General features: G+C 62.1%; 26 protein-coding genes. 14 read left to right on the top strand and 12 right to left on the bottom strand.

Features of this window, described 5'->3' with window-relative positions; translation table 11 throughout:
* The first annotated feature begins 43 nt into the window (after nucleotides 1-43).
* Nucleotides 44-2,089: an FAD-dependent oxidoreductase gene (locus tag NMG46_RS09835; RefSeq protein ID WP_254817471.1), complete on the top strand. Its 2,046-nt coding sequence runs from the start codon at nucleotides 44-46 to the stop codon at nucleotides 2,087-2,089.
* A gap of 140 nt (nucleotides 2,090-2,229) precedes the next feature.
* Here NMG46_RS09835 and NMG46_RS09840 read toward each other — a convergent pair whose 3' ends face one another.
* Nucleotides 2,230-2,637, bottom strand: coding sequence for a hypothetical protein (locus NMG46_RS09840; RefSeq protein WP_254817472.1), 408 nt, complete (start codon nucleotides 2,635-2,637; stop codon nucleotides 2,230-2,232).
* Nucleotides 2,638-2,754: 117 nt separating this feature from the next.
* Between NMG46_RS09840 and NMG46_RS09845 the strand changes: the two genes are divergently transcribed.
* Complete coding sequence (locus NMG46_RS09845; RefSeq protein ID WP_254817473.1) at nucleotides 2,755-3,183, top strand: MarR family winged helix-turn-helix transcriptional regulator; 429 nt, start codon at nucleotides 2,755-2,757, stop codon at nucleotides 3,181-3,183.
* Nucleotides 3,170-3,445, top strand: coding sequence for a type II toxin-antitoxin system Phd/YefM family antitoxin (locus tag NMG46_RS09850; protein ID WP_254817474.1), 276 nt, complete (start codon nucleotides 3,170-3,172; stop codon nucleotides 3,443-3,445). The genes NMG46_RS09845 and NMG46_RS09850 overlap by 14 nt, the downstream gene beginning before the upstream one ends.
* A gap of 5 nt (nucleotides 3,446-3,450) precedes the next feature.
* On the opposite strand, the gene NMG46_RS09855 is transcribed toward NMG46_RS09850, so the two are convergent.
* Nucleotides 3,451-5,523, bottom strand: coding sequence for a bifunctional diguanylate cyclase/phosphodiesterase (locus NMG46_RS09855; RefSeq protein ID WP_254817475.1), 2,073 nt, complete (start codon nucleotides 5,521-5,523; stop codon nucleotides 3,451-3,453).
* Between the two features lie 264 nt (nucleotides 5,524-5,787).
* Here NMG46_RS09855 and NMG46_RS09860 point away from each other — a divergent pair, with 264 nt between their 5' ends.
* Genes NMG46_RS09860 through NMG46_RS09875 form a run of 4 tightly spaced genes read left to right on the top strand, consistent with a single transcriptional unit; the run spans nucleotide 5,788 to nucleotide 9,005 of the window.
* Nucleotides 5,788-6,975 (top strand): glycine C-acetyltransferase, encoded by a 1,188-nt coding sequence (locus NMG46_RS09860; protein WP_254817476.1) that lies wholly within the window; start codon nucleotides 5,788-5,790, stop codon nucleotides 6,973-6,975.
* A gap of 21 nt (nucleotides 6,976-6,996) precedes the next feature.
* The gene (locus tag NMG46_RS09865) at nucleotides 6,997-7,440 is read left to right on the top strand and encodes an SRPBCC family protein (RefSeq protein ID WP_254817477.1); all 444 of its coding nucleotides are present in this window, start codon (nucleotides 6,997-6,999) and stop codon (nucleotides 7,438-7,440) included.
* 45 nt (nucleotides 7,441-7,485) lie between these two features.
* The gene (gene tdh, locus NMG46_RS09870; RefSeq protein ID WP_254817478.1) at nucleotides 7,486-8,520 is read left to right on the top strand and encodes an L-threonine 3-dehydrogenase; all 1,035 of its coding nucleotides are present in this window, start codon (nucleotides 7,486-7,488) and stop codon (nucleotides 8,518-8,520) included.
* A 59-nt stretch (nucleotides 8,521-8,579) separates the two neighbouring features.
* Nucleotides 8,580-9,005, top strand: a complete 426-nt coding sequence (locus tag NMG46_RS09875) for a hypothetical protein (RefSeq protein WP_254817479.1) — start codon at nucleotides 8,580-8,582, stop codon at nucleotides 9,003-9,005.
* A gap of 25 nt (nucleotides 9,006-9,030) precedes the next feature.
* Here NMG46_RS09875 and NMG46_RS09880 read toward each other — a convergent pair whose 3' ends face one another.
* Nucleotides 9,031-9,480: a MarR family winged helix-turn-helix transcriptional regulator gene (locus NMG46_RS09880; RefSeq protein WP_254817480.1), complete on the bottom strand. Its 450-nt coding sequence runs from the start codon at nucleotides 9,478-9,480 to the stop codon at nucleotides 9,031-9,033.
* A gap of 149 nt (nucleotides 9,481-9,629) precedes the next feature.
* Between NMG46_RS09880 and hmgA the strand changes: the two genes are divergently transcribed.
* From hmgA to NMG46_RS09905, 5 genes are read left to right on the top strand one after another with little or no spacing between them, the layout of a single operon-like run.
* On the top strand, nucleotides 9,630-10,943 hold the full coding sequence (gene hmgA, locus NMG46_RS09885; RefSeq protein WP_254817481.1) for a homogentisate 1,2-dioxygenase: 1,314 nt from the start codon (nucleotides 9,630-9,632) through the stop codon (nucleotides 10,941-10,943).
* A gap of 10 nt (nucleotides 10,944-10,953) precedes the next feature.
* Nucleotides 10,954-11,853 (top strand): MBL fold metallo-hydrolase, encoded by a 900-nt coding sequence (locus tag NMG46_RS09890; RefSeq protein WP_254817482.1) that lies wholly within the window; start codon nucleotides 10,954-10,956, stop codon nucleotides 11,851-11,853.
* A 48-nt stretch (nucleotides 11,854-11,901) separates the two neighbouring features.
* Nucleotides 11,902-12,924, top strand: a complete 1,023-nt coding sequence (locus NMG46_RS09895; protein ID WP_254817483.1) for a fumarylacetoacetate hydrolase family protein — start codon at nucleotides 11,902-11,904, stop codon at nucleotides 12,922-12,924.
* Nucleotides 12,921-13,214 carry a hypothetical protein gene (locus tag NMG46_RS09900; protein ID WP_254817484.1) on the top strand — a complete coding sequence of 98 codons (294 nt, stop codon included), beginning with the start codon at nucleotides 12,921-12,923 and terminating at the stop codon, nucleotides 13,212-13,214. The genes NMG46_RS09895 and NMG46_RS09900 overlap by 4 nt, the downstream gene beginning before the upstream one ends.
* 4 nt (nucleotides 13,215-13,218) lie before the next feature.
* Entirely contained in the window at nucleotides 13,219-13,773 is a 555-nt protein-coding gene (locus tag NMG46_RS09905; protein WP_254817485.1) for a DinB family protein, read from the top strand.
* Here the strand turns inward: NMG46_RS09905 and NMG46_RS09910 are convergent, their stop codons facing one another.
* The 3 genes from NMG46_RS09910 to hppD form a co-directional block, all read right to left on the bottom strand.
* Nucleotides 13,774-14,151 (bottom strand): type II toxin-antitoxin system VapC family toxin, encoded by a 378-nt coding sequence (locus NMG46_RS09910; RefSeq protein WP_254817486.1) that lies wholly within the window; start codon nucleotides 14,149-14,151, stop codon nucleotides 13,774-13,776.
* Nucleotides 14,148-14,372 carry a type II toxin-antitoxin system Phd/YefM family antitoxin gene (locus NMG46_RS09915; protein ID WP_254817725.1) on the bottom strand — a complete coding sequence of 75 codons (225 nt, stop codon included), beginning with the start codon at nucleotides 14,370-14,372 and terminating at the stop codon, nucleotides 14,148-14,150. Before NMG46_RS09915 ends, NMG46_RS09910 begins: the two co-directional genes overlap by 4 nt.
* A gap of 69 nt (nucleotides 14,373-14,441) precedes the next feature.
* Entirely contained in the window at nucleotides 14,442-15,557 is a 1,116-nt protein-coding gene (gene hppD, locus NMG46_RS09920; RefSeq protein WP_254817487.1) for a 4-hydroxyphenylpyruvate dioxygenase, read from the bottom strand.
* Between the two features lie 139 nt (nucleotides 15,558-15,696).
* Between hppD and NMG46_RS09925 the strand changes: the two genes are divergently transcribed.
* Complete coding sequence (locus NMG46_RS09925) at nucleotides 15,697-16,164, top strand: Lrp/AsnC family transcriptional regulator (protein ID WP_254817488.1); 468 nt, start codon at nucleotides 15,697-15,699, stop codon at nucleotides 16,162-16,164.
* Nucleotides 16,165-16,177: 13 nt separating this feature from the next.
* Here NMG46_RS09925 and NMG46_RS09930 read toward each other — a convergent pair whose 3' ends face one another.
* The 4 genes from NMG46_RS09930 to aztA form a co-directional block, all read right to left on the bottom strand.
* On the bottom strand, nucleotides 16,178-16,516 hold the full coding sequence (locus NMG46_RS09930) for a TIGR01244 family sulfur transferase (RefSeq protein ID WP_254817489.1): 339 nt from the start codon (nucleotides 16,514-16,516) through the stop codon (nucleotides 16,178-16,180).
* 185 nt (nucleotides 16,517-16,701) lie between these two features.
* Nucleotides 16,702-17,643: a zinc ABC transporter substrate-binding protein AztC gene (gene aztC, locus NMG46_RS09935; RefSeq protein WP_254817490.1), complete on the bottom strand. Its 942-nt coding sequence runs from the start codon at nucleotides 17,641-17,643 to the stop codon at nucleotides 16,702-16,704.
* 22 nt (nucleotides 17,644-17,665) lie between these two features.
* Complete coding sequence (gene aztB, locus NMG46_RS09940; protein WP_254817491.1) at nucleotides 17,666-18,541, bottom strand: zinc ABC transporter permease AztB; 876 nt, start codon at nucleotides 18,539-18,541, stop codon at nucleotides 17,666-17,668.
* Nucleotides 18,541-19,353, bottom strand: coding sequence for a zinc ABC transporter ATP-binding protein AztA (gene aztA / locus NMG46_RS09945; RefSeq protein WP_254817492.1), 813 nt, complete (start codon nucleotides 19,351-19,353; stop codon nucleotides 18,541-18,543). The genes aztB and aztA overlap by 1 nt, the downstream gene beginning before the upstream one ends.
* A gap of 212 nt (nucleotides 19,354-19,565) precedes the next feature.
* On the opposite strand from aztA, the gene NMG46_RS09950 reads away from it, so the two are divergent.
* Nucleotides 19,566-19,910, top strand: a complete 345-nt coding sequence (locus tag NMG46_RS09950; RefSeq protein ID WP_254817493.1) for a RidA family protein — start codon at nucleotides 19,566-19,568, stop codon at nucleotides 19,908-19,910.
* A gap of 176 nt (nucleotides 19,911-20,086) precedes the next feature.
* On the opposite strand, the gene hutC is transcribed toward NMG46_RS09950, so the two are convergent.
* Together hutC and NMG46_RS09960 are read right to left on the bottom strand one after the other, a co-directional pair.
* Nucleotides 20,087-20,848 carry a histidine utilization repressor gene (gene hutC / locus NMG46_RS09955; RefSeq protein ID WP_254817494.1) on the bottom strand — a complete coding sequence of 254 codons (762 nt, stop codon included), beginning with the start codon at nucleotides 20,846-20,848 and terminating at the stop codon, nucleotides 20,087-20,089.
* The gene (locus NMG46_RS09960; RefSeq protein ID WP_254817495.1) at nucleotides 20,845-22,197 is read right to left on the bottom strand and encodes a formimidoylglutamate deiminase; all 1,353 of its coding nucleotides are present in this window, start codon (nucleotides 22,195-22,197) and stop codon (nucleotides 20,845-20,847) included. Before NMG46_RS09960 ends, hutC begins: the two co-directional genes overlap by 4 nt.
* Nucleotides 22,198-22,261 lie beyond the last annotated feature (64 nt).

The raw sequence follows: 22,261 nt of genomic DNA on the forward strand, positions 1-22,261 counted from the left end.
AAATTTGCCGCTCATTAGCACAATTTGAAACAGCAGGAAGACGATGACTAGCAACGACCCGCTCCTCCAGCCCTATCGGCTCAAGCATCTGACGCTGAAGAACCGGGTGATGTCGACCAGCCATGAGCCGGCCTATTCAGAGGACGGCATGCCGAAGGAGCGGTACCGGCTCTACCATGCCGAAAAGGCCAAGGGCGGCATGGCGCTGACCATGACCGCCGGTTCGGCGATCGTCTCGCGCGACAGCCCGGCCGCTTTTGGCAATCTGCATGTCTATGACGACCGCATCGTGCCTTGGCTCGCCGAGCTGACCGACGCCTGCCACGAGCATGATTGCAAGGTGATGATCCAGATCACCCATCTCGGCCGCCGCACCGGTTGGAACAAGGCCGACTGGCTGCCAGTCCTGTCGGCTTCGCCGGTGCGCGAACCGGCCCATCGCGCCTTTCCCAAGACTGTCGAGGACTGGGACATCGAGCGCATCGTCGCCGACTATGCCGCTGCCGCCCAGCGCTGCCAGGCTGCCGGCCTCGATGGCATCGAATTCGAGGCCTACGGCCACCTGATGGACGGCTTCTGGTCGCCGGCCACCAACCAGCGCGACGACGATTTCGGCGGCTCGCTCGACAACCGGCTACGCTTCACCGGCATGGTGCTCGATGCGGTGCGTGCCGCGGTCGGCGAAAAGTTCGTCGTCGGCATCCGCATGGTCGCCGACGAGGATTTCGAGAAAGGCCTTTCGAAACAGGAGGGCGTCGAAATCGCCAGGCGGCTGGCCGGATCCGGCAAGGTCGATTTCCTCAACATCATCCGTGGCTCGATTGAGACCGATGCCGCGCTGACCAAGGTCATCCCGGTGACCGGCATGCGCTCGTCGCCGCATCTCGACTTTGCCGGCGAGATCAGGGCGGCGACGAAATTCCCGACCTTCCATGCGGCGCGGATTTCCGACGTCGCCACCGCGCGTCACGCCATCGCCACCGGCAAGCTCGACATGGTCGGCATGACGCGTGCCCACATTGCCGACCCGCATATCGTCAAAAAAGTGATGGAGGGCCGCGAGCACGAGATCCGGCCTTGCGTCGGCGCCACCTATTGCCTCGACCGCATCTATGAGGGCGGCGAGGCGCTGTGCATCCACAATGCGGCAACGGGCCGCGAGGCGTCGATACCGCATATTATTCCGAAAACCGAGGGACCGAAGCGGAAGGTGGTCGTCGTCGGCGCCGGCGGCGGCGGGCTGGAGGCGGCGCGCGTCGCCGCCGAACGTGGGCACCAGGTGACGGTGCTGGAAGCATCGAGCCAGGCCGGCGGCCAGGTGCGGCTGGCAACGCAAAACCCGCGCCGCAAGGAATTGATCGGCATCATCGACTGGCGCCTGGCCGAACTCGACCGGCTCGGTGTCGAGATCCGCTACGATACCTGGGCGGAGACGGACGACGTGCTGGCGCTGTCGCCGGACGTGGTGGTGATCGCCACCGGCGGCCTGCCGCAGAACCCGCCTCTGACAGCGGGCGACGATCTCGTCACCTCGAGCTGGGACATCATGGCCGGCAGCGTCAAGCCGGCCGAGAACGTGCTGCTCTATGACGACAATGGCGGCCATCAGGGCATGGGTGCCGCCGAACTGATCGCCAATAGCGGCGCCAGGCTGGAGCTGGTTTCACCAGAGCGCTTCTTCGCTCCGGAAATGGGCGGCATGAATCATGTGCCCTACATGCGCGCCTTCCAGGAAAAGGGTGTCACGGTGACCATCAACACACGGCTGCGTTCTGTGCGGCGCGAAGGCAACCAGCTGATCGCCGAGCTCGCCTCCGACTTCGCCGATGACTGGCGCGGCGAGCGGCGCGTGGACCAGGTGGTGGTCGAGCATGGCACGCTGCCACTCGACGATCTCTATCTGGCGCTGAAGCCGCTGTCGAAGAACGCCGGCGCGATCGATTACGAAAAACTGGTCAATGGCGGCGACATCTTTCCCGTGCGCAATCCGCAAAGTGGCTTCGTGCTCTTCCGCATCGGCGACGCAGTTGCCTCGCGTAACATCCATGCCGCAATCTATGACGGCATCAGGTTCGGCTTGCGGATCTGAGGAATATTTTGGATTGATTGGTGGCGCGCAGCCGAACCTCTGTACGGAGAGCCACCACGGTACTTTGGTCCGGGCTGCGCGCCGCGCACGCCGCCGGCCATCGCCGGGCACCGTACGATCTTGCGATTGCGGCAGGACGTTCAAAACATCCTGGCGGTGGCCATGCAGAACACGGTGATGACCAGCAGGCCGCCGGCGATGCGTTCGCCTTTTGTCATCTTGGCGCGCAACTGGGTTTGCTTCGCCGCATCAGCGCCGGACAACTGCCTGCTGGCGGAACCCACCAGAGCGCCCTGAACCGCGGCGGCAATCAAGGCAGTCAAGATGCCGAGCGCCAACACCTTCTCCATCGAGCCGAAAGAGCCGTTGTGGAAGAAATACCACAGCAGCAAGCCTGTGAGGAAAACCACGCCGGCCGCGCCCATTTGCGGCCGGAAGAAACGTTCCGCCCTGATCTCCGGTTCGCGGGCAACCGCGATGGTGGTGCCGGCCCAGAACACACCCGCCATGACGTGAAGGCCGAGGACGATGATGTAGACATATTGCATGACCGCATTTCCTCTCTTGCCCGCCGCCAGGCATATTGATAGATATCAAATGATTAGATGTCAACGCATAAGCTCGAGCCGGTTCCATCGGCTTTGCCCTTGTTCTAGTGTAGGATCATGACGCCCTTTGACCGCCCGCCGATCGGGATGAATCTCGCCCGCACCGCCAAGCTGGTCGCGCAGGCTTTCGACGCTGCCTTGGTCGAAGCCGGCGGCACGCTGCCGGTCTGGGTCACTTTGCTGTCGGTCAAGTCGCGGGAGCTGGCCAACCAACGCGAGCTCGCCGGCATGATCGGCATTCGGGGCGCAACGCTGACCCACCATCTCAACGCCATGGAGACGCAGGGCCTGCTGATGCGCCGCCGCGATCCCGAGAACCGCCGGGTTCACCAGGTGGAGCTGACCCAGGCCGGAGAGGCGTTGTTCCTGAAATTGCGCACGGCCGCGTTAGCCTTCGACAAACGGCTGCGGAAAGGGCTGTCCGACGACAGGCTGGCGGAGTTTGCACAGATGCTGGCTGCGCTGCGGGCCAATGTCGAGAGCTAGAAATAGGCTAGGCAGACGCCATGCGCGAATTTCGCTGAAGGATGCCAGGGCTAAACTCTCGGCGGTGCTCGATCAGGTCATCGCGGGAGAACCGGCCGTCATCACCCGGCGTGGCCGCAAGCAGGCGGTCATTCTGTCGTTCCAGGACTATGAAAAACTGGCGCGTGTGCCCAGCTTTGGACAATTGCTGGCAGCATTTCCCGGTGATGAGGATGACCTTCCGCCTCGGCCCATCAGGTCGGTTCGCAAGGCCGAACCATGACGGATCTACGCCCGGCTGCCCTGCAGCACTGTCAGCCTGGCCTTTTTCGGCGTCCGTGCCACCAGCCATTCACGCACCCTGTCCGGCGGCATCGGGAAAGCGATGGAATATCCTTGCACCTGGTCGCAGCCGATCGCCATCAGCGAGTCGAGCTCGGCTTCGGTTTCGGCGCCCTCGGCAACGATCGAGATGCCGAGACCGCGGGCGAGCTCGGTGAGGGCACGCACGATCTTTGTGTTGCCGCTGTTCTCGTTGATGTTCTGGACGAAGCGGCGGTCGATCTTCAGCCGGTCGATCTCGTTTGGATTGACATGGCTGAGCGATGCGTAACCGGTGCCGAAATCATCGAGCTCAAGATGGATGCCGGCGGCGCGGATGTGCCGCAGCTTTGCCGCGATACCGGTCTTCTCGTCGTCGAGAATGACGGATTCGACGATCTCCAGCGATAGTTTGTGCGCGGGCAGGCCGGTCCTTTCCAGCGTCCCGAACAGGAAGACTTCGAAATCTGTCTCGCGCAGCTCCGAACCGGACACGTTGACGGCGATCCGTCCGAAGGCGATGCCTGCGCGGTTCCATTCAGCTGCTTCGTTGATCGCCTTGGCAATGACGATGCGGCCAATCTCGGACATCAAGCCGCATTTTTCCGCGATTGGAATGAACTCGCCCGGCGCGATCATGCCGCGTTCGGCATGCCTCCAGCGAGCCAAAGCTTCGATGCCACTGATGGTGCCGTCCGACAGCGACACCTGCGGCTGGAAATAGACTTCGAACGCCTTCTCCGAGATGGCGACCCTGATGTCGAGCTCGAGCTGCTTTCGGTTGTCGAGTTCGCGCCTCAGTTCATCGGAGAAGAACGACAAACTGCCGCCGCCCTGCTTCTTGGCGGAATACAACGCCAGATCGGCATGGACGAGCAGATCCTGCGCATTGTCGGCGTCGACAGGATAGACCGCAATCCCCGCACTTACGCCCGGGTGGATCGTCGTGCCTCGGAATATGACCGGTTCATTGAGTTTGGCCAGCATGCGCCTGGCGACGATATCGATGTCCTCGGTGCTGCCGGCGTCGTTGAGGACGACGACGAATTCATCGCCTCCGAGACGCACGTTGAGATCCGACGTACGGCACGAATCACGCATGCGTTGCGCAGCCGTCACCAGCACATAATCGCCGGCGGCGTGGCCGAACGTGTCGTTGATCTGCTTGAACCGGTCGAGATCGAACTGCACCACGGCAACCCGTTCACGCTGTCGCTGCGCGGCATTGATCAACGTATCGAAATGCTCGGTCAGGAAGGTGCGGTTGTGCAGGCCGGTCAGCCCGTCATGCACGGCAATAAAGGCCATGGAATTGCGCGCATCGACCAGCTCACGCGTCCTGCGCAGGATGGCGTTCGACATCGGCCTGAAAATGAAAAGCGCCACCAGCACGATGACGCCGATGGTCGAGTAGAACAATGTGCGGTTAAGCTCGAGAAGTGTTTCGGATCGGCGGTCTGCAAAGGCGCTGATGCGCTGGCCAAGTGCGGCATAGCCCGACAATGTTGCGTTGGCAACGGAAGCGTTCAGGTTGACGCGCTCCTCTCCACCTTTGTAGCCACCATTGCCGGCCATGTTGAGCCGCGATTCGAATGACGAGATCAGGCGTTCGCCGTTGGCGATAAGCCCGACCGAGAAATAGTCGAGATGGAACGGCTTGGCGAAAAGCACGCTCTCGATCGATTTGGGATCGAACCTTGCCGGCGACGCCGGATCGGCGGCGGTCCGTTCGAGCAGCAGATCGTAGTTCTTCTCGAACTCTACCGTCGCTTGCTTGAGCGCGCTGATCAGGGCCGGCTGCTGGTCGCGTGAGGCGGTACCGGTCGCGCCGGCAAGGAAGACGATGCGTTGCGACAGGGCTTTTTGTGTGCTGACCACATCGAGCAGCGCCTGGTTGTGTTGCTGGGCCGCCATCATCTGTTGCAGCAGGATGAAGGAGGCCACGACCATGGCGGCGATGATCAGCAGAGCCAGCCAGTAGCCGGATTTGATGAGGAGTGTGAGCCTGCCTGAAACGGCGTGCACCGGCTGCTGCGACATTTTCTGAGTCGGCCCTCTCGCCAACGAATTCTTGTGCGACAACCTTTGGCTTCAAAGTGTTAACAGGTTAGGACGGCAACAGGCCGACAGCGGTGACCGTGGCGGGAAATCCGCGAAGTGGTTATTGCAATCTTTCGCAGCACCTCCGCATTTGAACATCGTGGCCTCTGCCGTGCCATTGCCGCCACCGAAGCGGTCGCTTTTGCGATGGATTTTTCGTCCGCGCGGCGCGACAGTCCTCATCGATCTCAACAGGGCCTGATCATGACCGCAGCATTCCTCTCCCACATCGACAGCGAGCTTGAAGGGCTGAAATCGGCAGGTCTCTATAAATCCGAGCGGGTGATAACCTCGACCCAATCGGCCGAGATCGAGGTGGGCGGCGAGAAGGTGCTGAATTTCTGCGCCAATAATTATCTCGGCCTCGCCGATAGCGCCGAACTGCGCGAGGCGGCCAAGCAGGCACTCGACCGCTACGGCTACGGCATGGCATCGGTGCGCTTCATCTGCGGCACGCAGGAAGAACACAAGCAGCTCGAGGCGACCATTTCTGATTTCCTCGGCATGGAGGACACCATCCTCTACGGCTCCTGCTTCGACGCCAATGGCGGCCTGTTCGAGACGCTGCTCGGCGAAGAGGATGCGGTCATCTCCGATGCGCTGAACCACGCTTCGATCATCGACGGGGTACGGCTGTCGAAGGCAAAGCGTTTCCGCTACGCCAACAACGACATGGCCGATCTCGAAGCGCGGTTGAAAGAGGCGCGCGACTGTCGGTTCAGGTTGATCGCCACCGACGGCGTGTTCTCTATGGATGGCATCATCGCCAATCTGAAGGGCGTCTGCGACCTCGCCGACAAATATGACGCAATGGTCATGGTCGACGACAGCCATGCAGTTGGTTTCGTCGGCAGGAATGGCCGTGGCTCGGCCGAACATTGTGGCGTCGAGGGCAGGGTGGACATCATCACCGGCACGCTCGGCAAGGCGTTGGGCGGCGCGTCGGGCGGCTACACGTCGGGCAAGAAGCAGGTGGTCGACTGGCTGCGCCAGCGCTCGCGGCCCTATCTGTTCTCCAACACGCTGATGCCGGCGATCGCCGGCGCTTCGATCCGGGTGTTCGAGATGATCCGCAATGGCGATGCGTTGCGTCAGCACCTATATGCCAACGCAGCGCGGTTTCGCTCCGAGATGGGCAGGCTCGGCTTTACACTGGCCGGCGCCGACCATCCGATCATCCCGGTGATGTTGGGCGACGCGACGCTGGCGCAGGAAATGGCCGCGCGCATGCTCAAGCGCGGCATCTATGTCATCGGCTTCTCCTTCCCGGTGGTGCCGAAGGGCCAGGCGCGCATTCGCACACAGATGTCTGCCGCCCATTCCAGCGCCGATATCGACCGCGCCGTGGCAGCATTTGGCGACGTCGGAAAAGAGCTGGGGGTAATCGGTTGACCCTATCGCAGGAAGCCGGCCATGACGATCGACGTGACGAGCAAGATCGAGATCGCCAGGCCACGCGCGGTCGTCGCCGACTTTTCCGCCGATCCGGACAACGTTCCGCGCTGGTACGTCAATATCCAATCGGTGGAATGGAAAACGCCCCGACCGGCCCGGGCAGGATCGAGAATTGCATTTGTGGCGCAGTTCCTCGGAAGACGGCTTGTTTACACCTACGAAATCGTCGAGCTCGTGCAGGGCGAACGGCTTGTAATGCGAACCGCCGAAGGGCCGTTTCCCATGGAAACGAGTTATGCGTGGCGGGATGCTGGCGAAGGCCGTACCCATATGGCGCTCAGGAACCGCGGCGCGCCAACCGGCTTTTCCCGTCTGGTTGCCCCGTTCGTGGCTTTGGCCGTCCGGCGCTCGACCGATCGAGATTTGCTGCGGCTGAAGAAAATCCTGGAGGCGGCCGCCTGATGCAGCCGATCCGTCCAGACAGGCAAGATTTTTGAGGAGCGTCTGATGTCCAACATGATGAAGGCCCTCGTCAAAGCCAAGGCCGAGCCGGGCATCTGGATGGAAGAGGTGCCGGTGCCGGAAATCGGCCCCAACGACGTGCTGATCAAGATCAGGAAGACCGCGATCTGCGGGACCGACGTCCACATCTACAATTGGGACCAGTGGGCGCAAAAGACCGTGCCGGTGCCGATGGTGACCGGGCATGAATTCGTTGGTACGGTCGCCGATTTCGGCGCGGCGGTGACCGAATACAAAGTCGGCCAGCGCGTTTCGGGCGAGGGTCACATCGTCTGCGGCCATTGCCGCAACTGCCGCGCGGGCAGGGGGCATCTTTGCCGCAACACGCTCGGCGTCGGCGTCAATCGCCCCGGCGCCTTCGGCGAATATCTGGCTATCCCGCAGCACAATGTCGTGCCGATCCCCGACGACGTGCCGGACGAGATCGCCGCGATCTTCGATCCCCTGGGCAATGCGGTTCACACCGCACTATCTTTCGACCTCGTCGGCGAGGACGTGCTGGTCACCGGCGCCGGGCCGATCGGCATCATGGGCGCATTGGTGGCGCAATGCGTCGGCGCGCGGAAAGTGGTCATCACCGACATCAACCCGGTGCGCCTGGCACTGGCAAAAAAGCTCGGCGTCCAGCATGTCGTTGACGCCTCGAAAGAAAAGCTGCGCGATATCATGCCGGCGCTCGGCATGACCGAGGGTTTTGACGTCGGTCTTGAAATGTCCGGTGCCGCACCGGCATTCCGCGACATGATCGATACCATGAACAATGGCGGCAAGATCGCGATTCTCGGAATCGCGCCCACCGGCTTCGAGATCGACTGGAACAAGGTCATCTTCAAGATGCTGCATCTGAAGGGGATCTACGGCCGCGAGATGTTCGAGACTTGGTACAAGATGATTGCGCTGGTGCAGGGTCCTCTCGATGTCAGCGGCCTGATCACCCACCGCATCGGCATCGACGACTACATCTCCGGCTTCGAAGCGATGAAGAGCGGCAATTCCGGCAAGGTGGTCATGGACTGGTAGGCATTGGCCTCAAAACGCAATCAAGGGGCCGCTGGCGGTAGCCGCAGGTAGAAAGTTACATGATCGAGTTGTCCTTCCGGCATCTGAACCCTGACTGGAACGCCGAGCCCAATGCTCCTAACGTAGAGCTGACCGTCGACGGCAACACAGTTCAACTTACCTTTCTTTTGAACCCCTGGGCTTACGACGCTGGAGAGGGGGAGATGGGAACGCTTCGCTTCGTTGGCTGTAGCCGTTGGCGATGGGACGCCACAAACGATCACGCGTGGTTTGCGGGTAAAAGCCGTTACAGCAATCAGGCTCCAAAATGGGGGGAGTTCTATGAGGTGATCGGTGACGACCGCGCAATCAACGAGCTCGACTGGGAGGTTTTGTCGCCAGACAGTCCGAGTTCACGGCATTTCTTGTTCTACTTTCGAGACGAAACCATCGAGTTTGTTGCTCGAGATTGGTCACTCACTCGAAAAATCCCGGATATCGGGTAAGGGGTGGAAAGCGGTCATTCCGGCGCTAATCCTTACTCGAGACCAAGCTGGTCTCGATCGCAGCCAGTCCGTTGGTGATGGCTGCGCGCTCGCCGGCGCTCAGCTTTGCCAGCAACTCCCGCTCGAACGCCTTCGCCAGCGGCACCATCTCGCGATAGGCGGCGACGCCAGCCTTGGTCAGCGCCAGACGCTCGACACGGCGGTCCTTTTCGTCCGGCGTCCGGCTGAGCCAGCGCCGCCGCTCGAGTTCGGCGACCGCGCGCGAAACCTTGGTCTTGTGCATGGCCGATTGTTCGCCGAGTTCCGTCGCAGTCATGGTGCCGTGCTGGCCGAGCCCGGCCAGCGTGCGCCATTCGGGCCGGGTGAGGCCGTGGCGGTCCTTGTAGACCCTTGAGAATTCGCGGCTGACGGCATCGGCAAGCCGATAGAGCCGGTAAGGCAGGAAGGATTCGAGTTCGAGGATTTCCGGTTCCATTTTGGCCTTGACTGAGCTGGCTGGCGGCTCGCGCCGAAATCACCATTGATGGTTACATTTTCAATGGTTACAAATGAAACCAATCTGGTCAACTCGGAGCATCTCTTCGCGTAGACGATGCTCCGGGACTATGAATTCGGGAGGATTCCATGGCCTATTCCTACATGCCGGGTTTCGGCAACGACTTCGAGACCGAGACTCTGCCGGGCTCGCTGCCGCAGGGGCGAAACTCGCCGCAACGGCCGGCCTACGGCCTCTATGCCGAGCAGCTTTCCGGCTCTCCCTTCACCGCGCCGCGCGGCACCAATGAACGCTCCTGGCTTTATCGGATAAGGCCGAGCGTCAGGCACACCGGCCGCTTCAAGGCCACGAATTATCCGCTGTGGAAAAGCGCGCCGAACGTCGGCGACCACCAGCTCGCGCTCGGCCAATATCGCTGGAGCCCGGTACCCATGCCGACCGAGCCGACCGATTTCATTGCCGGCATGCGCTCGATCACCACCGCCGGCGACGTGCTTGGCCAGACCGGCATGGCGGCACATGTCTATGTCGCCAACCGTTCGATGGCCGACGACCATTTCTTCAATGCCGACGGCGAGTTGCTGGTCGTGCCCCAGGTTGGAGCCTTGCGCTTCGTCACCGAGATGGGCGTCATCGAACTCAGGCCGGGCGAGATCGCCGTGCTGCCGCGCGGCCTGGTGTTCAAGGTCGAACTGGTGGATCCGCAAGTGCGCGGTTATGTCTGCGAGAATTACGGCGCCAAGCTGACGCTGCCGGATCGTGGCCCGATCGGCGCCAATTGCCTGGCCAATCCGCGCGATTTCAAGACGCCCTGTGCCTGGTTCGAGGACAAGGAGACACCGTGCCGGCTGATCGCGAAATGGTGTGGTCAGTTCCATGTCACCGAGATCGACCATTCGCCGCTGGATGTGGTGGCGTGGCACGGCAATTATTCGCCCTACAAATATGATCTTGCGACCTTCTCGCCGGTCGGTGCGATCCTGTTCGACCACCCCGATCCGTCGATCTTCACCGTGCTGACCGCGCCGAGCGGCGAGGAAGGCACCGCCAATATCGATTTCGTCATCTTCCCGCCGCGCTGGCTTGTGGCGGAAAACACTTTCCGGCCGCCCTGGTATCACCGCAACATCATGAGCGAGTTCATGGGCCTCATACATGGTCAGTACGATGCCAAGGAAGAGGGCTTCGTGCCCGGCGGCATCAGTCTGCACAACATGATGCTGGCTCACGGACCCGATGCATCTGGCTTCGAAAAAGCCTCGCGCGCGGAGCTGAAACCGGTCAAGCTCGACAACACCATGGCCTTCATGTTCGAGACACGCTTTCCGCAGATGGTGACCCGCTATGGCGCCGAGCTCGAAACCCGGCAGGACAATTACATCGACTGCTGGGCCGGCCTGAAGAAGCGCTTCAACGGCACGCCCGAGGGCGACTGGTCTTGAGCGCCGTCGCGTGACGGATCGTCTGGTGCTTCTTGGCTCGAAGGGTGGTCCCGCGCTGCGGCCGGGCGGGCCGTGGCCGAGTTCGTCACTGCTGGAGATTGGCGGCCGCACCATCGTCGTCGATTGCGGGCTGGGCGTAACGCGCGGGCTGACCGGTGCCGGCATCAGCCTGAAGGCGCTCGAACTGATCTTCATCACGCATTTGCATTCCGACCATGTGCTGGAACTCGGACCGTTGATCCACACTGCATGGACGGCCGGCCTGGCAACAAAGGTCACCGTATTCGGCCCGCCCGGCACCGGCTACTATTGGCAGCGCTTTTGCCAGGCGATGGAGTTCGACATCGAGATCCGCATCGCCGATGAAGGCAGGCCGGATCTCCGCGACCTGGTTTCGATCGTCGAGTTTGGTGAAGGCCAGGTGGCGCAAGAGCGCGGTCTCAAAATATCGGCGCTGCGCGTCGACCACCCGCCGGTGACGGACTGCTTTGCGCTGCGCTTCGATCATGCGGGGCAAGGCGTCGTCTTTTCGTCGGATACTGCGTTCTTTCCGCCATTGGCGGATTTCGCCCAAGGCGCCGACATACTGGTCCACGAGGCCATGCTGGAAGTGGGTATCGAGCGGCTGGTCGCGAAGACCGGCAACGGCGCAAGGCTGAGGGAACACCTGCTTGCCAGCCATAGCTTTGCCGAGGAAGCGGGCCGCATCGCCAGCGGCGCAGGCGTCAAAAGACTGGTCCTCAACCATCTCATTCCCGCCGACGATCCCGAGATCGACGAGGCCGACTGGACTGCCGCCGTCAGGAAAACATGGGCCGGCGACTTGACGATCGCACGCGACGGCCTTGTTGTGGGGCTGGAGCATGATCCCGAAAAGTGGAAACCGGTTATCGGAAGAGATCATGCGTAGAACAAAAAAGCAAAGCAGCACCAAAGCTGCGCCAGGAGAGGAAACCGCATGAAGCTTGCCACATTGAAGGATGGGACGCGCGACGGAAAGCTTGTCGTCGTCTCGCGCGACCTGACGCGGTTCACCGATGCTTCGTTTCTGGTGCGGACGCTGCAGGCCGTGCTTGACGACTGGCTTCGGATCGCGCCGCATCTCGCTGCCATGGCTGAATCGCTGGAGAATAATGCGGTGCCGTCGGCTCGCTTTCACGAGCACGACGCCCATTCGCCGCTGCCGCGCGCCTACCAGTGGGCCGATGGCTCGGCCTATGTGAACCATGTCGAGCTGGTGCGGAAGGCGCGCGGCGCCGAGATGCCGGCAAGCTTCTGGACCGATCCGCTGATCTACCAAGGCGGCTCGGACGCTTTCCTCGCACCGCGGGACCCAATCCGCATGACCGACGAGACCCCTGGCATCGACATGGAAGGAGAGGTCGCGGTCATAGTTGACGATGTGCCGATGGGCGCAAGCCTCGAAGAGGCGCGGGCAGCGATCCGCTTGGTCATGCTGGTCAACGATGTGACGCTGCGCGGCCTGACTGGACCCGAGCTTGCCAAGGGGTTCGGCTTCTACCAGTCAAAACCGTCATCGGCCTTTTCGCCGGTTGCGGTGACGCCGGAGGAACTGGGCGACGCCTGGGACGGCGGCAAGGTCGCCCTGCCGCTGCTGGTCGATCTCAACGGCAAACCGTTCGGCCGGGCGAACGCCGGCATCGACATGACCTTCGACTTTCCGGCGCTGATTGTTCACGCCGCAAAAACGCGGCCGCTGGCCGCCGGCACCATCATCGGTTCGGGCACCGTCTCCAACAAGCTTGACGGCGGGCCGGGCAAGCCTGTCTCGGCAGGCGGCGCCGGCTATTCCTGTATCGCCGAGTTGCGGATGATCGAGACTATTGAGACTGGCGAACCGAAAACGCCCTTCCTGCGCTTTGGCGATACCGTGCGCATCGAGATGAAGGACAGGGGCGGGCATTCGATCTTCGGTGCCATCGAGCAGAAGGTCGAGAAATACGAGGGGGCAAGAGAATGACGGGCGAGACATTCTACCTGCTGTGCGGTGTCTGGGCCCTTGTCATGCTGGCGATCTTCATCCAGGCAATCAGACTGAGCTACCGCATCGAGGCGCGCTCGCCCGGCCTGACCAACCGCAGCGGCTTTCCGCGCAAGGCGATGATGTTTCACACCGTCACCAACACGAATGTCGCGCTGGACCAGGAAACGCAAGCCATGCGGCGGCACATGATCCGGCTTCTGCTGATTGTTCTCGCTGGATTTCTGCTAATGTGGGCAGGCCTGTCTTTGGTCCGGTCAGCGGCGTGAAGTCATGGACCTGCTGAACCATTTCCGCCGCATGGCAGCCAACAATCTCTGGTCGAACGACCGGCTCTATCGTGCCGTGCTGCAGCTTGAGCCCGGCGAATTCGAGGCTGAAAGGATAAGCTTCTTCCCATCGATCAAGGCAACGCTGAACCACATTCTCGCGGTCGATCACCTCTATCTCGATTTTCTCGAAGAGAGCGGCGTCGGCGCCGCCGCCCATGACGATTTTGTGCCGTTCAATGATGCCAAGGCGCTTTTTGTTGCACAGGCGGAGGCCGACCGGCGGCTGATCGCCTTTTGCGACCGCCTGTTGGCGGACGATCTCGAGCGCCGCGTTCTCACCGACCGGCGCGAGGACGGCATGATACCGGAACGGATCGGCGACCTGCTCGCCCATCTCTTCATCCACGACATCCATCATCGCGGCCAGGTGCACGCGATGCTGTCCGGCACCTCGGTGAAACCGCCGCAACTCGACGAGTTCTTCCTTGATTACGATGTGAAACTCAGGAAAGCGGAGGTTGAGCGGCTGGGCTTGCGAGACCAACTGCTTGGATAATCATGCCAAAGCTACATCGTAACGGGCGAAATGCGGGTCGGATGTCAGGATGGTGAGGTTCTCCACTTGCGCCTGCGCAATCAGAAGCCTGTCGAACGGATCACCATGGTGGTGGGGTAGGCCGCCGACGGCGTTCGCGTGCTGGAAGGTTACGGCGAGCGGCTGAAATTGCATCCTTGGAAGCAGCGTTGGCAGATCGTCCGGCGCATTAAGTTTTCTGATCGAACGTTTGATGGCGATTTCCCAGACGCTTGCCGCGCTCGCGAACACCACCGCTTCCGAAGCCAGAATAACGCGGTGGTGCTCGCTGAGACGGCGATCGTCCGAAATCGACCAGAGGATGATGTGTGTGTCGGCGAGAAACGGGCCGACCGTCATTTCACGTACTCATCCCACTCGGGACCGAGTTCATCAAAATCGTCCGCAATCCAGATCTTGCCCTTCAACGCGCCGATCCGCGGCAGGGGTTCGGCCACTGCCGGAGCTACGATACGCGCCGCCACCTTGCCGTGGCGTGTGAGCACGATCTCCTCGCCGGCTTCCGCGCGGCTGACGAGTTCCGACAATTTGGCCTTGGCTTCGGCAATAGAAACATTCATGACTCGATCCTTTATGACCATAATTTAGGTCATAATTGATCAAACCACAAGACACCTCGGCCGAGCTGGCTACGCTGCCTTGCCGTCCACCTTCAGCACGCCGCGCTTGATCTGGTCCTGCTCGATCGATTCGAACAAAGCGCGGAAATTGCCCTCGCCAAAGCCTTCGTCGCCCTTCCTCTGGATGAACTCGAAGAAGATCGGGCCGATGACGGTTTTCGAAAAAATCTGCAGCAGGATCTTGGTCGTGCCGCCATCGACCACGCCTTCGCCGTCGATCAGGATGCCGTGCTTTTTCATGCGCTCGATCGGCTCTTCATGGCCGTTCACGCGGGCAAAGGACATGTCGTAATAGGTCTCCGGCGGGCCTGGCATGAACTTCAGGCCGTTTTCGGCCAGCCTGTCGGTGGCGTCGTAAATGTTATCGGTGCCGACGGCGATGTGCTGGATGCCTTCGCCATTATACTTTTTCAGATATTCGGCGATCTGGCTGGTCTCGTCCTTGGACTCGTTCAGCGGGATGCGGATCTTGCCGCAGGGCGAGGTGATGGCGCGGCTGACCAGGCCGGTGATCTTGCCGTCGATGTCGAAGAAATGGATCTGCTTGAAACCGAACAGGTCGCGGTAGAAATCCCACCATTTGTCCATCTGGCCGCGATAGACATTGTGGGTGAGGTGGTCGAGATAATAGAAGCCGACGCCTCCCGGCCTGGGATCGCGCTCGCCCAGCCAGTCGAACTCGGCGTCATAGGCCGAGCCCTTCTCGCCGTAGATTTCGATGAAATAGAGCAGCGATCCGCCGATACCGACGATCGCCGGCACATCGAGCGTCTTGTCGTTGCCTTCATAGGGCGTCGCGCCCCTGGCCACCGCGTGATCGAAGGCATGCCTGGCATCGACCACCCGCCACGCCATCGAGGCGGCGCAAGGGCCGTGCTTGTCGACGAATTTCATGGCATGCGAGCCGGGTTCGGCATTGACGACATAATTGATGTCGCCCTGCCGCCAGACGGTGATGTTCTTGCTGCGATGCTTGGCCACCGGCACATAGCCCATACGGGTGAAAAGCTCGGCGAGCTTTCCCGGCTCGGAATGCGCGAATTCGACGAATTCGAAGCCGTCGGTACCGGCGGGATTGGTTTTGCTGATCTTGGCGGGCGGTGCGTCGTGCGGAAAGGGACCCATGGCAATGTCCTCCAAAGCTGTTTGGCCTGGAAAGGCCATCTTAACCTAACGATAGCAAGGACGCAGTGCATGGTGCTTGCATTCAAACGCTTGAAATGATCAGGTAATGCGTGAATTGTGCATGTATGGAGAGAAACCCATGGATGAGGCGCGCATCGACCAGTTTGACCGCAAGATAATGGCTCTGCTGCAGGGCGATGCACGGCTGACCAACAACGATCTGTCAGAACGGGTGAACCTGTCGGCGTCGCAATGCTCGCGGCGTCGCCAGCGGCTGGAGGAGGACGGCTACATCAAGGGCTACCGGGCGGTGCTCGACCGCGACAAGCTCGGTTTTTCCCTTGTGAACGTCATCTCGGTGACGCTCGCCACTCACAACCGCGACAATGCGCGGCGTTTCGGCGAATTGGTGGCGCGGCTGCCGCAGGTGCAGGAAGCGCATGCGCTGACCGGCGAGATGGATTATATATTGAAAGTGGTGACGCCCGATCTGAAGTCGCTGTCGGAATTCGTCAACAGCGTGCTGCTGCCGCACGAATCCGTGCAGCATGTGAAGACGGCGATCGTGCTGGAGACGCTGAAGGAAACCGGCGCGCTGCCGATTTGAGGGGCGCGAACGTTCACCCCTTCGACTGCTGGATCAGCCCATAAAGATTGGTGCAGCGGGCGCCGGACCGGCAGTAGGCGAAGACCGGGCCTTCGAGTTCCTCAAGCGCCTCGGCCTGGTCCTCGACATTCTCGGCCGTGATCTGGCCGCTGATAACGGGGATGTAGCGGAAGGCGAGCCCGGCGCCCTCGACCGCCGCTTTGACAGTGTCGGCCGATGGCTGGCCGGGCTGCTCATCGTCCGGCCGGTTGCAGATCACACTTTTGAAGCCGGCGGCCTTGATGGTCGCGACGTCCTCGGGCTGGATCTGGCCCGAGACCGAATAGTCCTCGCTGATCTGACGGTATTCCATGGCGGTGTCCTCGCAATCTGGTTAGCGGCAGTCTTGCCACTCCCTGACCCGGTCGGCAATCCACGCGAAAAGAAATCCATCCGCGCAGATAGAGATTTCGATGCCGGAAATCCAGCCGGGCTAACGCGGTACATCGCCAGGACGCATCATGCGCCAGCCCGGCTGGATGAACCAGATCGGTCGGCTCAGCTGCCGAGGATCGCGCCTTTGATCTGGGCGATGTTGTTGTGCATCAGGTCGACATAGGTGCCGGCCGGGCCGTCGGGCTGCGACAGCGCATCGGAATAGAGTGTGCCGCCCACTTTGATGCCGGTCTCGCTGGCGATCTGCTCGATCAGCCGCGGATTGGTGATGTTCTCGACGAAGATCGCCGCCGCCTTGTCCTGCTTCACCTGGCTGACCAGCTTGGCCACGTCGGCGGCGGAAGGCTCCGACTCGGTCGACACGCCTTCCGGGGCCAGGAAGGTCAAGCCATAGGCCTTCTCGAAATAGCCGAAGGCATCATGCGAGGTGATGACGACGCGCTTCTCTTGCGGGATCGACTGGATCGCCGCCTGCACTTCGCCCTCGAGCGTATCGAGCTTTTGCGTATAGGCGGCTGCATTGGCCTTGTAGCTGTCGCAACCCGCAGCGTCGGCCGTGCAAAAGGCGTCGGCGATGTTCTTCACATAGATCTTGGCGTTGGCGATTGACTGGAAGGCGTGCGGATCGGTGACCGTCTTGCCGCCGTCGGTTTCCGCGCCTTCGGCGGCGTCGGCCTCGGCGAATTCGGGTTTGAAATTGATCGGCGTGACCCCCTTGGTCAGCACGGCAATCGAAGCGTTGGTAGCGCTGGCGTCGACCAGGCGCTGCAGAAAACCTTCGAAATGCAGGCCGTTGACCAGCACGATGTCGGCCTTGGCCATGGCCACCGCATCGGCGGGGCTCGGCTCGTAGACGTGGGCGTCGCCGTCCGGCCCGACGATGGTGGTCAGATCGATGCGGTCGCCGCCGACATTCTTGGCGAAATCGGCGATGATCGTGAAGCTGGCGACCACTTTCAACGGCTCAGCAAAGGCCGACGAAGCGCCAAGGGCGGTTAATGTTATAACGCTCACGGCCAACGCGGCGCGGATCGATTTCAGCATGGACAGTTTCTCCTTGTTGGGATCAGGCAGTTCTGTGGCGGTGATGGACGATGCGGGCGCGCAGGATGCCGCGCGTGCCGAACAGGATCGAGGCGAAATAGACGACGCCGGCGGACAGGATGATGGCCGGGCCGGAGGGCAGTGACGCATGGTAGGACAACAGCAGCCCGGCAATGCAGGAGGCAAAGCCGATCACTGTGGCCAACACGCACATCGGCTCGACGCGCGACGTCCAAAAGCGGGCCGCCGCCGCCGGCAGCATCATCAGCCCGACCGACAGCAAGGTGCCGAGCGCCTGGAAACCACCGACGAGATTGAGCACGACGAGGCCGAGAAAGATGAAATGTACCGGGCTGCCCATCCGGCTGACCGAGCGCAGGAACAAAGGGTCGAGGCATTCCGCGACCAGCGCCCGCCAGAAGATGGCGAGGCTGGCCAGCGTCACCACGACGATGCCGCCGATCAGCGTCAGCGCCTCGTTGTTGAGCGCCAATACGGTGCCGAACAGCACATGCATGAGATCGACGCTGGAACCGCGGATCGACACCATAAGCACGCCGATGGCCAGCGAAATCAGATAGAAGGCCGCCATCGAGGCGTCCTCGCGCTGAATGGTGAAGCGCGAGACGGCGCCGGCGCCGAGCGCCACGATGATACCGGCGATCAGTCCGCCGATAGTCATCGGCAGGATTTCCAGGCCATAAAACAGGAAGCCGGCGGCGGCACCCGGCAGGATGGCATGCGCCATGGCGTCGCCGGACAGGCTCATGCGCCGTAGCATCAGGAACACGCCGACCGGGCAGGCGCCGAGCGACAGCATCATTGAACCGGCGAGCGCCCGCTGCATGAAGGCGTAGTCGGCGAACGGAGCGACGAACAGACCGTAGAGCACGTCCATCACGCCGCCCTCGGCCCGGGGCCGTGATGATGGTCATGGTCATGGCCGTGTTCGTGGCCACTGTGCTGGTGATCATGCTCGCTGGGCTCACACCATGGCGCGTTGTCCTCCCAGGCCTCGTGGAAGCGGCGCGCACGCAACAAATTCTCCGGCCGCAGCGTCTCCCTGGTCTCTCCCCAGGCGATCGGCTGGCGCGCCAGCAGCAGTGTTTCGGGGAAATTCTGCCGCACCAGATCGAGATCGTGGACCACAACCATGATCGTGCGTTCCTCGCCGTGCCAGCGCTTGATCAGCGCGATCAGGTCACCGACCGTCTTGGCATCGACGGCGTTGAACGGCTCGTCGAGCAGGATGAGCTCGGCATCCTGCAACAGCACGCGGGCAAACAGCGTGCGCTGCAGCTGGCCGCCCGACAACGTGTCGATCGGGCGCTTCTCGAAACCGCCGAGGCCGACGGCCATCAGCGCCTTGCTGACTGAGTCGCGATCTTCCCTCGTATAACGGCCGAGCATGCCGCGCCGCGGCCACAGGCCAAGTGAAACCAGGTCGACGACACGGGCCGGAAAGGAGCGGTCGAGCTCCGATTGCTGCGGAAGATAGGCGGCGCGCACGCCGGGCGCCCGGATCACCGCGCCGGCCATCGGCTTCAGTACGCCGACGATGCCCTTCATCAGCGTCGATTTGCCGGAGCCGTTGGCGCCGACGACCGCCGTCAGCGATCCCTTGCGGATCGTACCATTGAGGTGGTGGACCGCAGGGTGGCTGTTGTAGCCCAGCGTCAGGTCGCGGAAGGTCAGGCAGGTTTGGCTCATGTGACGATCCATGGGGCGACGATCGGTGCTGCAGGGGCGGATTCGATATGTGATGTTATTACATTAGTCAACAAGCCAATCGGGCGGAATTGCGGCCGGGCCGTCATGTTGTGTGCTTTGGCTTGGCTCAAGAAGTTCCGCTCGAGCGGCCTTGCTCCCGGCGAACCCGGCCCCTAAACAGGCGCAGCTGACAAGAGGAGAAGGAATATCCAATGAGCATTCGTCGCATCGATATAGGCCCGCGCATGAGCCAGATCGTCATCCACGGCAACACCGTCTATCTGGCCGGTCAGGTCGGCAAGCCGGGCGGAAACGTCGGTGCCCAGACCAGGGACATTCTGGCGGCGATCGACGAATTGCTGGCCAAGGCCGGCACCGACAAAACCAAGATCCTGCAGGCGATCATCTGGCTGGCCGACATGAGCACCTTTGCCGAGATGAACGCGGAATGGGACAAATGGGTGCCGCAGGGCAACACGCCGGCCCGCGCCACCGGCGAAGCGAAACTTGCCGGACCGGAATATCTGGTCGAGATCATTGTTACCGCGGCGATTTGAGAATGCGGCTCTAACCCTCCCCCTCGAGGGGAGGGTCGGCGAGTAGTCGAAGCGAAGCGGAGACTGCGAGACGGGGTGGGGTCGGCGAGGTTGCTCCGACCCCACCCCGCGTCACAAAATGCCGCCGCGCGGCAATTTGCTCCGCGACCCTCCCCTCAAGGGGGAGGGTTAGGAGCTCACCCCTGCGACGGCGTGAACCGCGCCACCAGCGTGTGGTTCTCTGCCGCATAGGTGAACCGGACATGGGTGACGGGGTGCTCGGCGCTCCATGTCCGCCGCTCGATCACCAGGCACGGCGCGCCGGTCTCGATGTCGAGCGCCGCCGCGATGTGCTTTTCGGCGGCAACCGCGCGGATGCGATGCTCGGCGGCACTCCACGGCACGCGCCCGATCAGCCACGGACCGGGCGCGGTCTCGAAAAACGCCTCTTCGGCGGCTTCCGGCACGGCAGCCAGGTTGATCAGCCGCTGCTCGTGGGCAAACGGCCGCTTGCCGGCGAAATGCAGGCATTCCAGTGCCAGCACCGGCCCGGCGACGTCGAGTTCCAACAGGGCGCGGTCGTCGGCGCTGCTGCGCCTTCTGCTTCGCGCCATGCGCTCATAGCGGTAGGGTAGGCCAAGTGCCTCGACCTCGATCCGGATGTCGTGGATTTCGAGAACGGCCGCCTGCGATTGCGGCCGGCGGACAAAGCTGCCCGAACGACGCCGGCGCTCGATCAGCCCGGCCTTGGCCAGTTGCGACAGCGCCTTGTTCACTGTCATGCGCGAACAATTGTATTCGGCCGTCAGTTCATGCTCGAACGGAATGCGGTGGCCGGGCGCCCAGGCACCCGACAGGATCCGTTCGCTGATGTCCGACAGGATGCGCTGGTGCAGCGAAAGAACCTCGCCGCCGTCCGCGCTTCCAGAATCCGCGCTTGTTGTCGCGATCATGCTCATGCCGAAAGCGCCGTCATCACCTTGCGGAACCGCTCAGCGATAGCATCGCGCTTGGCATGCATACCGCCGCTGACCAGTTTCCTGCCATGCACCCAGACGCAATCGATCTTGGTGCCGTTGGCAAAAATCCAGGCGTCAAGGATTGCATCGCCCGTCTTGCCGGCCAGCGATGGATGCTTGCCGTCGAGCGAGACGAAATCGGCCGGGGCACCTGCTGCGATCTGCGAGGGGCCGGCGCCCAGCGCGGCACTGCCACCATCGAGCGCTTCGTCGAACAAAGCACGGCCGGTCGAGCCGCCGGCGACGGCCAGCACGTTGCGGGCGCGGTGGGCGAGGCGCTGCGAATATTCGAGCTGCCGCAACTCGTCAGGCAGGCCGATCAGGACGTTTGAATCCGAGCCGATGCCAAAGCGGCCGCCATGCTGCATGAACAAGGACGCGGCAAAGGTGCCGTCGCCGAGATTGGCCTCGGTGATCGGACAAAGGCCGGCAACGGCGCCGCTTTTCGCCATTTGCACCGTCTCTGTGTCGGTCATGTGGGTGGCGTGGATGAGACACCAGCGCCGGTCGACCTTGGCATTGGCAAGCAGCCACTCGACCGGCCGCGCCCCGGACCAGGCAAGGCAGTCCTCGACCTCCTTCATCTGCTCGGCGAGGTGGATGTGGATGGGCCCCTCCGGCGCCATCACCGTGATGTTTTCCAGTTCCTCCGGTGTCACGGCACGCAGGCTGTGCGGTGCGACGCCGACAACGCCTTGATTCAAGCTGCGAACGGATTCGCGGCATTTCTCAACAAGCCGCGAGAACTGGTTCACATTGTTGATGAACCGCCGCTGGCCTTCATTTGGCGCAGCGCCGCCGAAAGAGGAATGCGCGTAGAACACCGGCAACAGCGTCAGCCCGATGCCCGTCTCGGACGCTGCGGCAATGATGCGCTCCGCCATCTCGGCGATGTTGGCATAGGGCCGGCCGTCGCGGTCGTGGTGTAAATAGTGAAACTCGCCGACGCGCGAGAACCCGGCCTCCAGCATCTCGACATAGAGCTGGGCCGCGACCGCCTCAACCTGGTCCGGCGTCATCGACAGCGCGAAACGGTACATCACCTCGCGCCAGCTCCAGAAACTGTCGGCGGAAGGCCCGCGCAATTCAGCAAGCCCGGCCATGCCGCGCTGGAAGGCGTGGCTGTGCAGGTTCGGCATGCCGGACAGAAGGATGGCCTGGCGCTCGTCGCCAGGCAGGAGCGAGGTATTCGCCTCGACCGCGGCGATCCTGCCGTCGGAGATGACGATCCGCACATTGCTGTGCCAGCCGTCGGGCAGAAGTGCCTGTTCCGCGAAGATTGCCGTCACGTTTTTCTCCAAATCCCGGTCTGCCATGCGATGATAGTGCTTGCAGTGCCTTTTGATATGTATA

Origin of the sequence: Mesorhizobium sp. LMG 17147 (genome assembly GCF_024297145.1) — a bacterium.
Lineage (GTDB): Bacteria > Pseudomonadota > Alphaproteobacteria > Rhizobiales > Rhizobiaceae > Mesorhizobium.

Excerpts from the sequence above, each read along its gene's own strand:
- NMG46_RS09835 (WP_254817471.1), top strand. The coding sequence starts at position 44 with ATGACTAGCAACGACCCGCTCCTCCAGCCCTATCGGCTCAAGCATCTG.
- aztA (WP_254817492.1), bottom strand. The coding sequence starts at position 19,353 with ATGAGCCAAACCTGCCTGACCTTCCGCGACCTGACGCTGGGCTACAAC.
- NMG46_RS09865 (WP_254817477.1), top strand. The coding sequence starts at position 6,997 with ATGACGATCGACGTGACGAGCAAGATCGAGATCGCCAGGCCACGCGCG.
- NMG46_RS09855 (WP_254817475.1), bottom strand. The coding sequence starts at position 5,523 with ATGTCGCAGCAGCCGGTGCACGCCGTTTCAGGCAGGCTCACACTCCTC.
- NMG46_RS09950 (WP_254817493.1), top strand. The coding sequence starts at position 19,566 with ATGAGCATTCGTCGCATCGATATAGGCCCGCGCATGAGCCAGATCGTC.
- NMG46_RS09900 (WP_254817484.1), top strand. The coding sequence starts at position 12,921 with ATGACGGGCGAGACATTCTACCTGCTGTGCGGTGTCTGGGCCCTTGTC.
- aztC (WP_254817490.1), bottom strand. The coding sequence starts at position 17,643 with ATGCTGAAATCGATCCGCGCCGCGTTGGCCGTGAGCGTTATAACATTA.
- NMG46_RS09905 (WP_254817485.1), top strand. The coding sequence starts at position 13,219 with ATGGACCTGCTGAACCATTTCCGCCGCATGGCAGCCAACAATCTCTGG.
- NMG46_RS09860 (WP_254817476.1), top strand. The coding sequence starts at position 5,788 with ATGACCGCAGCATTCCTCTCCCACATCGACAGCGAGCTTGAAGGGCTG.
- NMG46_RS09875 (WP_254817479.1), top strand. The coding sequence starts at position 8,580 with ATGATCGAGTTGTCCTTCCGGCATCTGAACCCTGACTGGAACGCCGAG.
- hmgA (WP_254817481.1), top strand. The coding sequence starts at position 9,630 with ATGGCCTATTCCTACATGCCGGGTTTCGGCAACGACTTCGAGACCGAG.
- hutC (WP_254817494.1), bottom strand. The coding sequence starts at position 20,848 with ATGAGCATGATCGCGACAACAAGCGCGGATTCTGGAAGCGCGGACGGC.
- tdh (WP_254817478.1), top strand. The coding sequence starts at position 7,486 with ATGTCCAACATGATGAAGGCCCTCGTCAAAGCCAAGGCCGAGCCGGGC.
- NMG46_RS09925 (WP_254817488.1), top strand. The coding sequence starts at position 15,697 with ATGGATGAGGCGCGCATCGACCAGTTTGACCGCAAGATAATGGCTCTG.
- NMG46_RS09930 (WP_254817489.1), bottom strand. The coding sequence starts at position 16,516 with ATGGAATACCGTCAGATCAGCGAGGACTATTCGGTCTCGGGCCAGATC.
- NMG46_RS09880 (WP_254817480.1), bottom strand. The coding sequence starts at position 9,480 with ATGGAACCGGAAATCCTCGAACTCGAATCCTTCCTGCCTTACCGGCTC.
- NMG46_RS09840 (WP_254817472.1), bottom strand. The coding sequence starts at position 2,637 with ATGCAATATGTCTACATCATCGTCCTCGGCCTTCACGTCATGGCGGGT.
- NMG46_RS09895 (WP_254817483.1), top strand. The coding sequence starts at position 11,902 with ATGAAGCTTGCCACATTGAAGGATGGGACGCGCGACGGAAAGCTTGTC.
- NMG46_RS09850 (WP_254817474.1), top strand. The coding sequence starts at position 3,170 with ATGTCGAGAGCTAGAAATAGGCTAGGCAGACGCCATGCGCGAATTTCG.
- NMG46_RS09845 (WP_254817473.1), top strand. The coding sequence starts at position 2,755 with ATGACGCCCTTTGACCGCCCGCCGATCGGGATGAATCTCGCCCGCACC.
- NMG46_RS09910 (WP_254817486.1), bottom strand. The coding sequence starts at position 14,151 with ATGACGGTCGGCCCGTTTCTCGCCGACACACACATCATCCTCTGGTCG.
- hppD (WP_254817487.1), bottom strand. The coding sequence starts at position 15,557 with ATGGGTCCCTTTCCGCACGACGCACCGCCCGCCAAGATCAGCAAAACC.
- aztB (WP_254817491.1), bottom strand. The coding sequence starts at position 18,541 with ATGGACGTGCTCTACGGTCTGTTCGTCGCTCCGTTCGCCGACTACGCC.
- NMG46_RS09915 (WP_254817725.1), bottom strand. The coding sequence starts at position 14,372 with ATGAATGTTTCTATTGCCGAAGCCAAGGCCAAATTGTCGGAACTCGTC.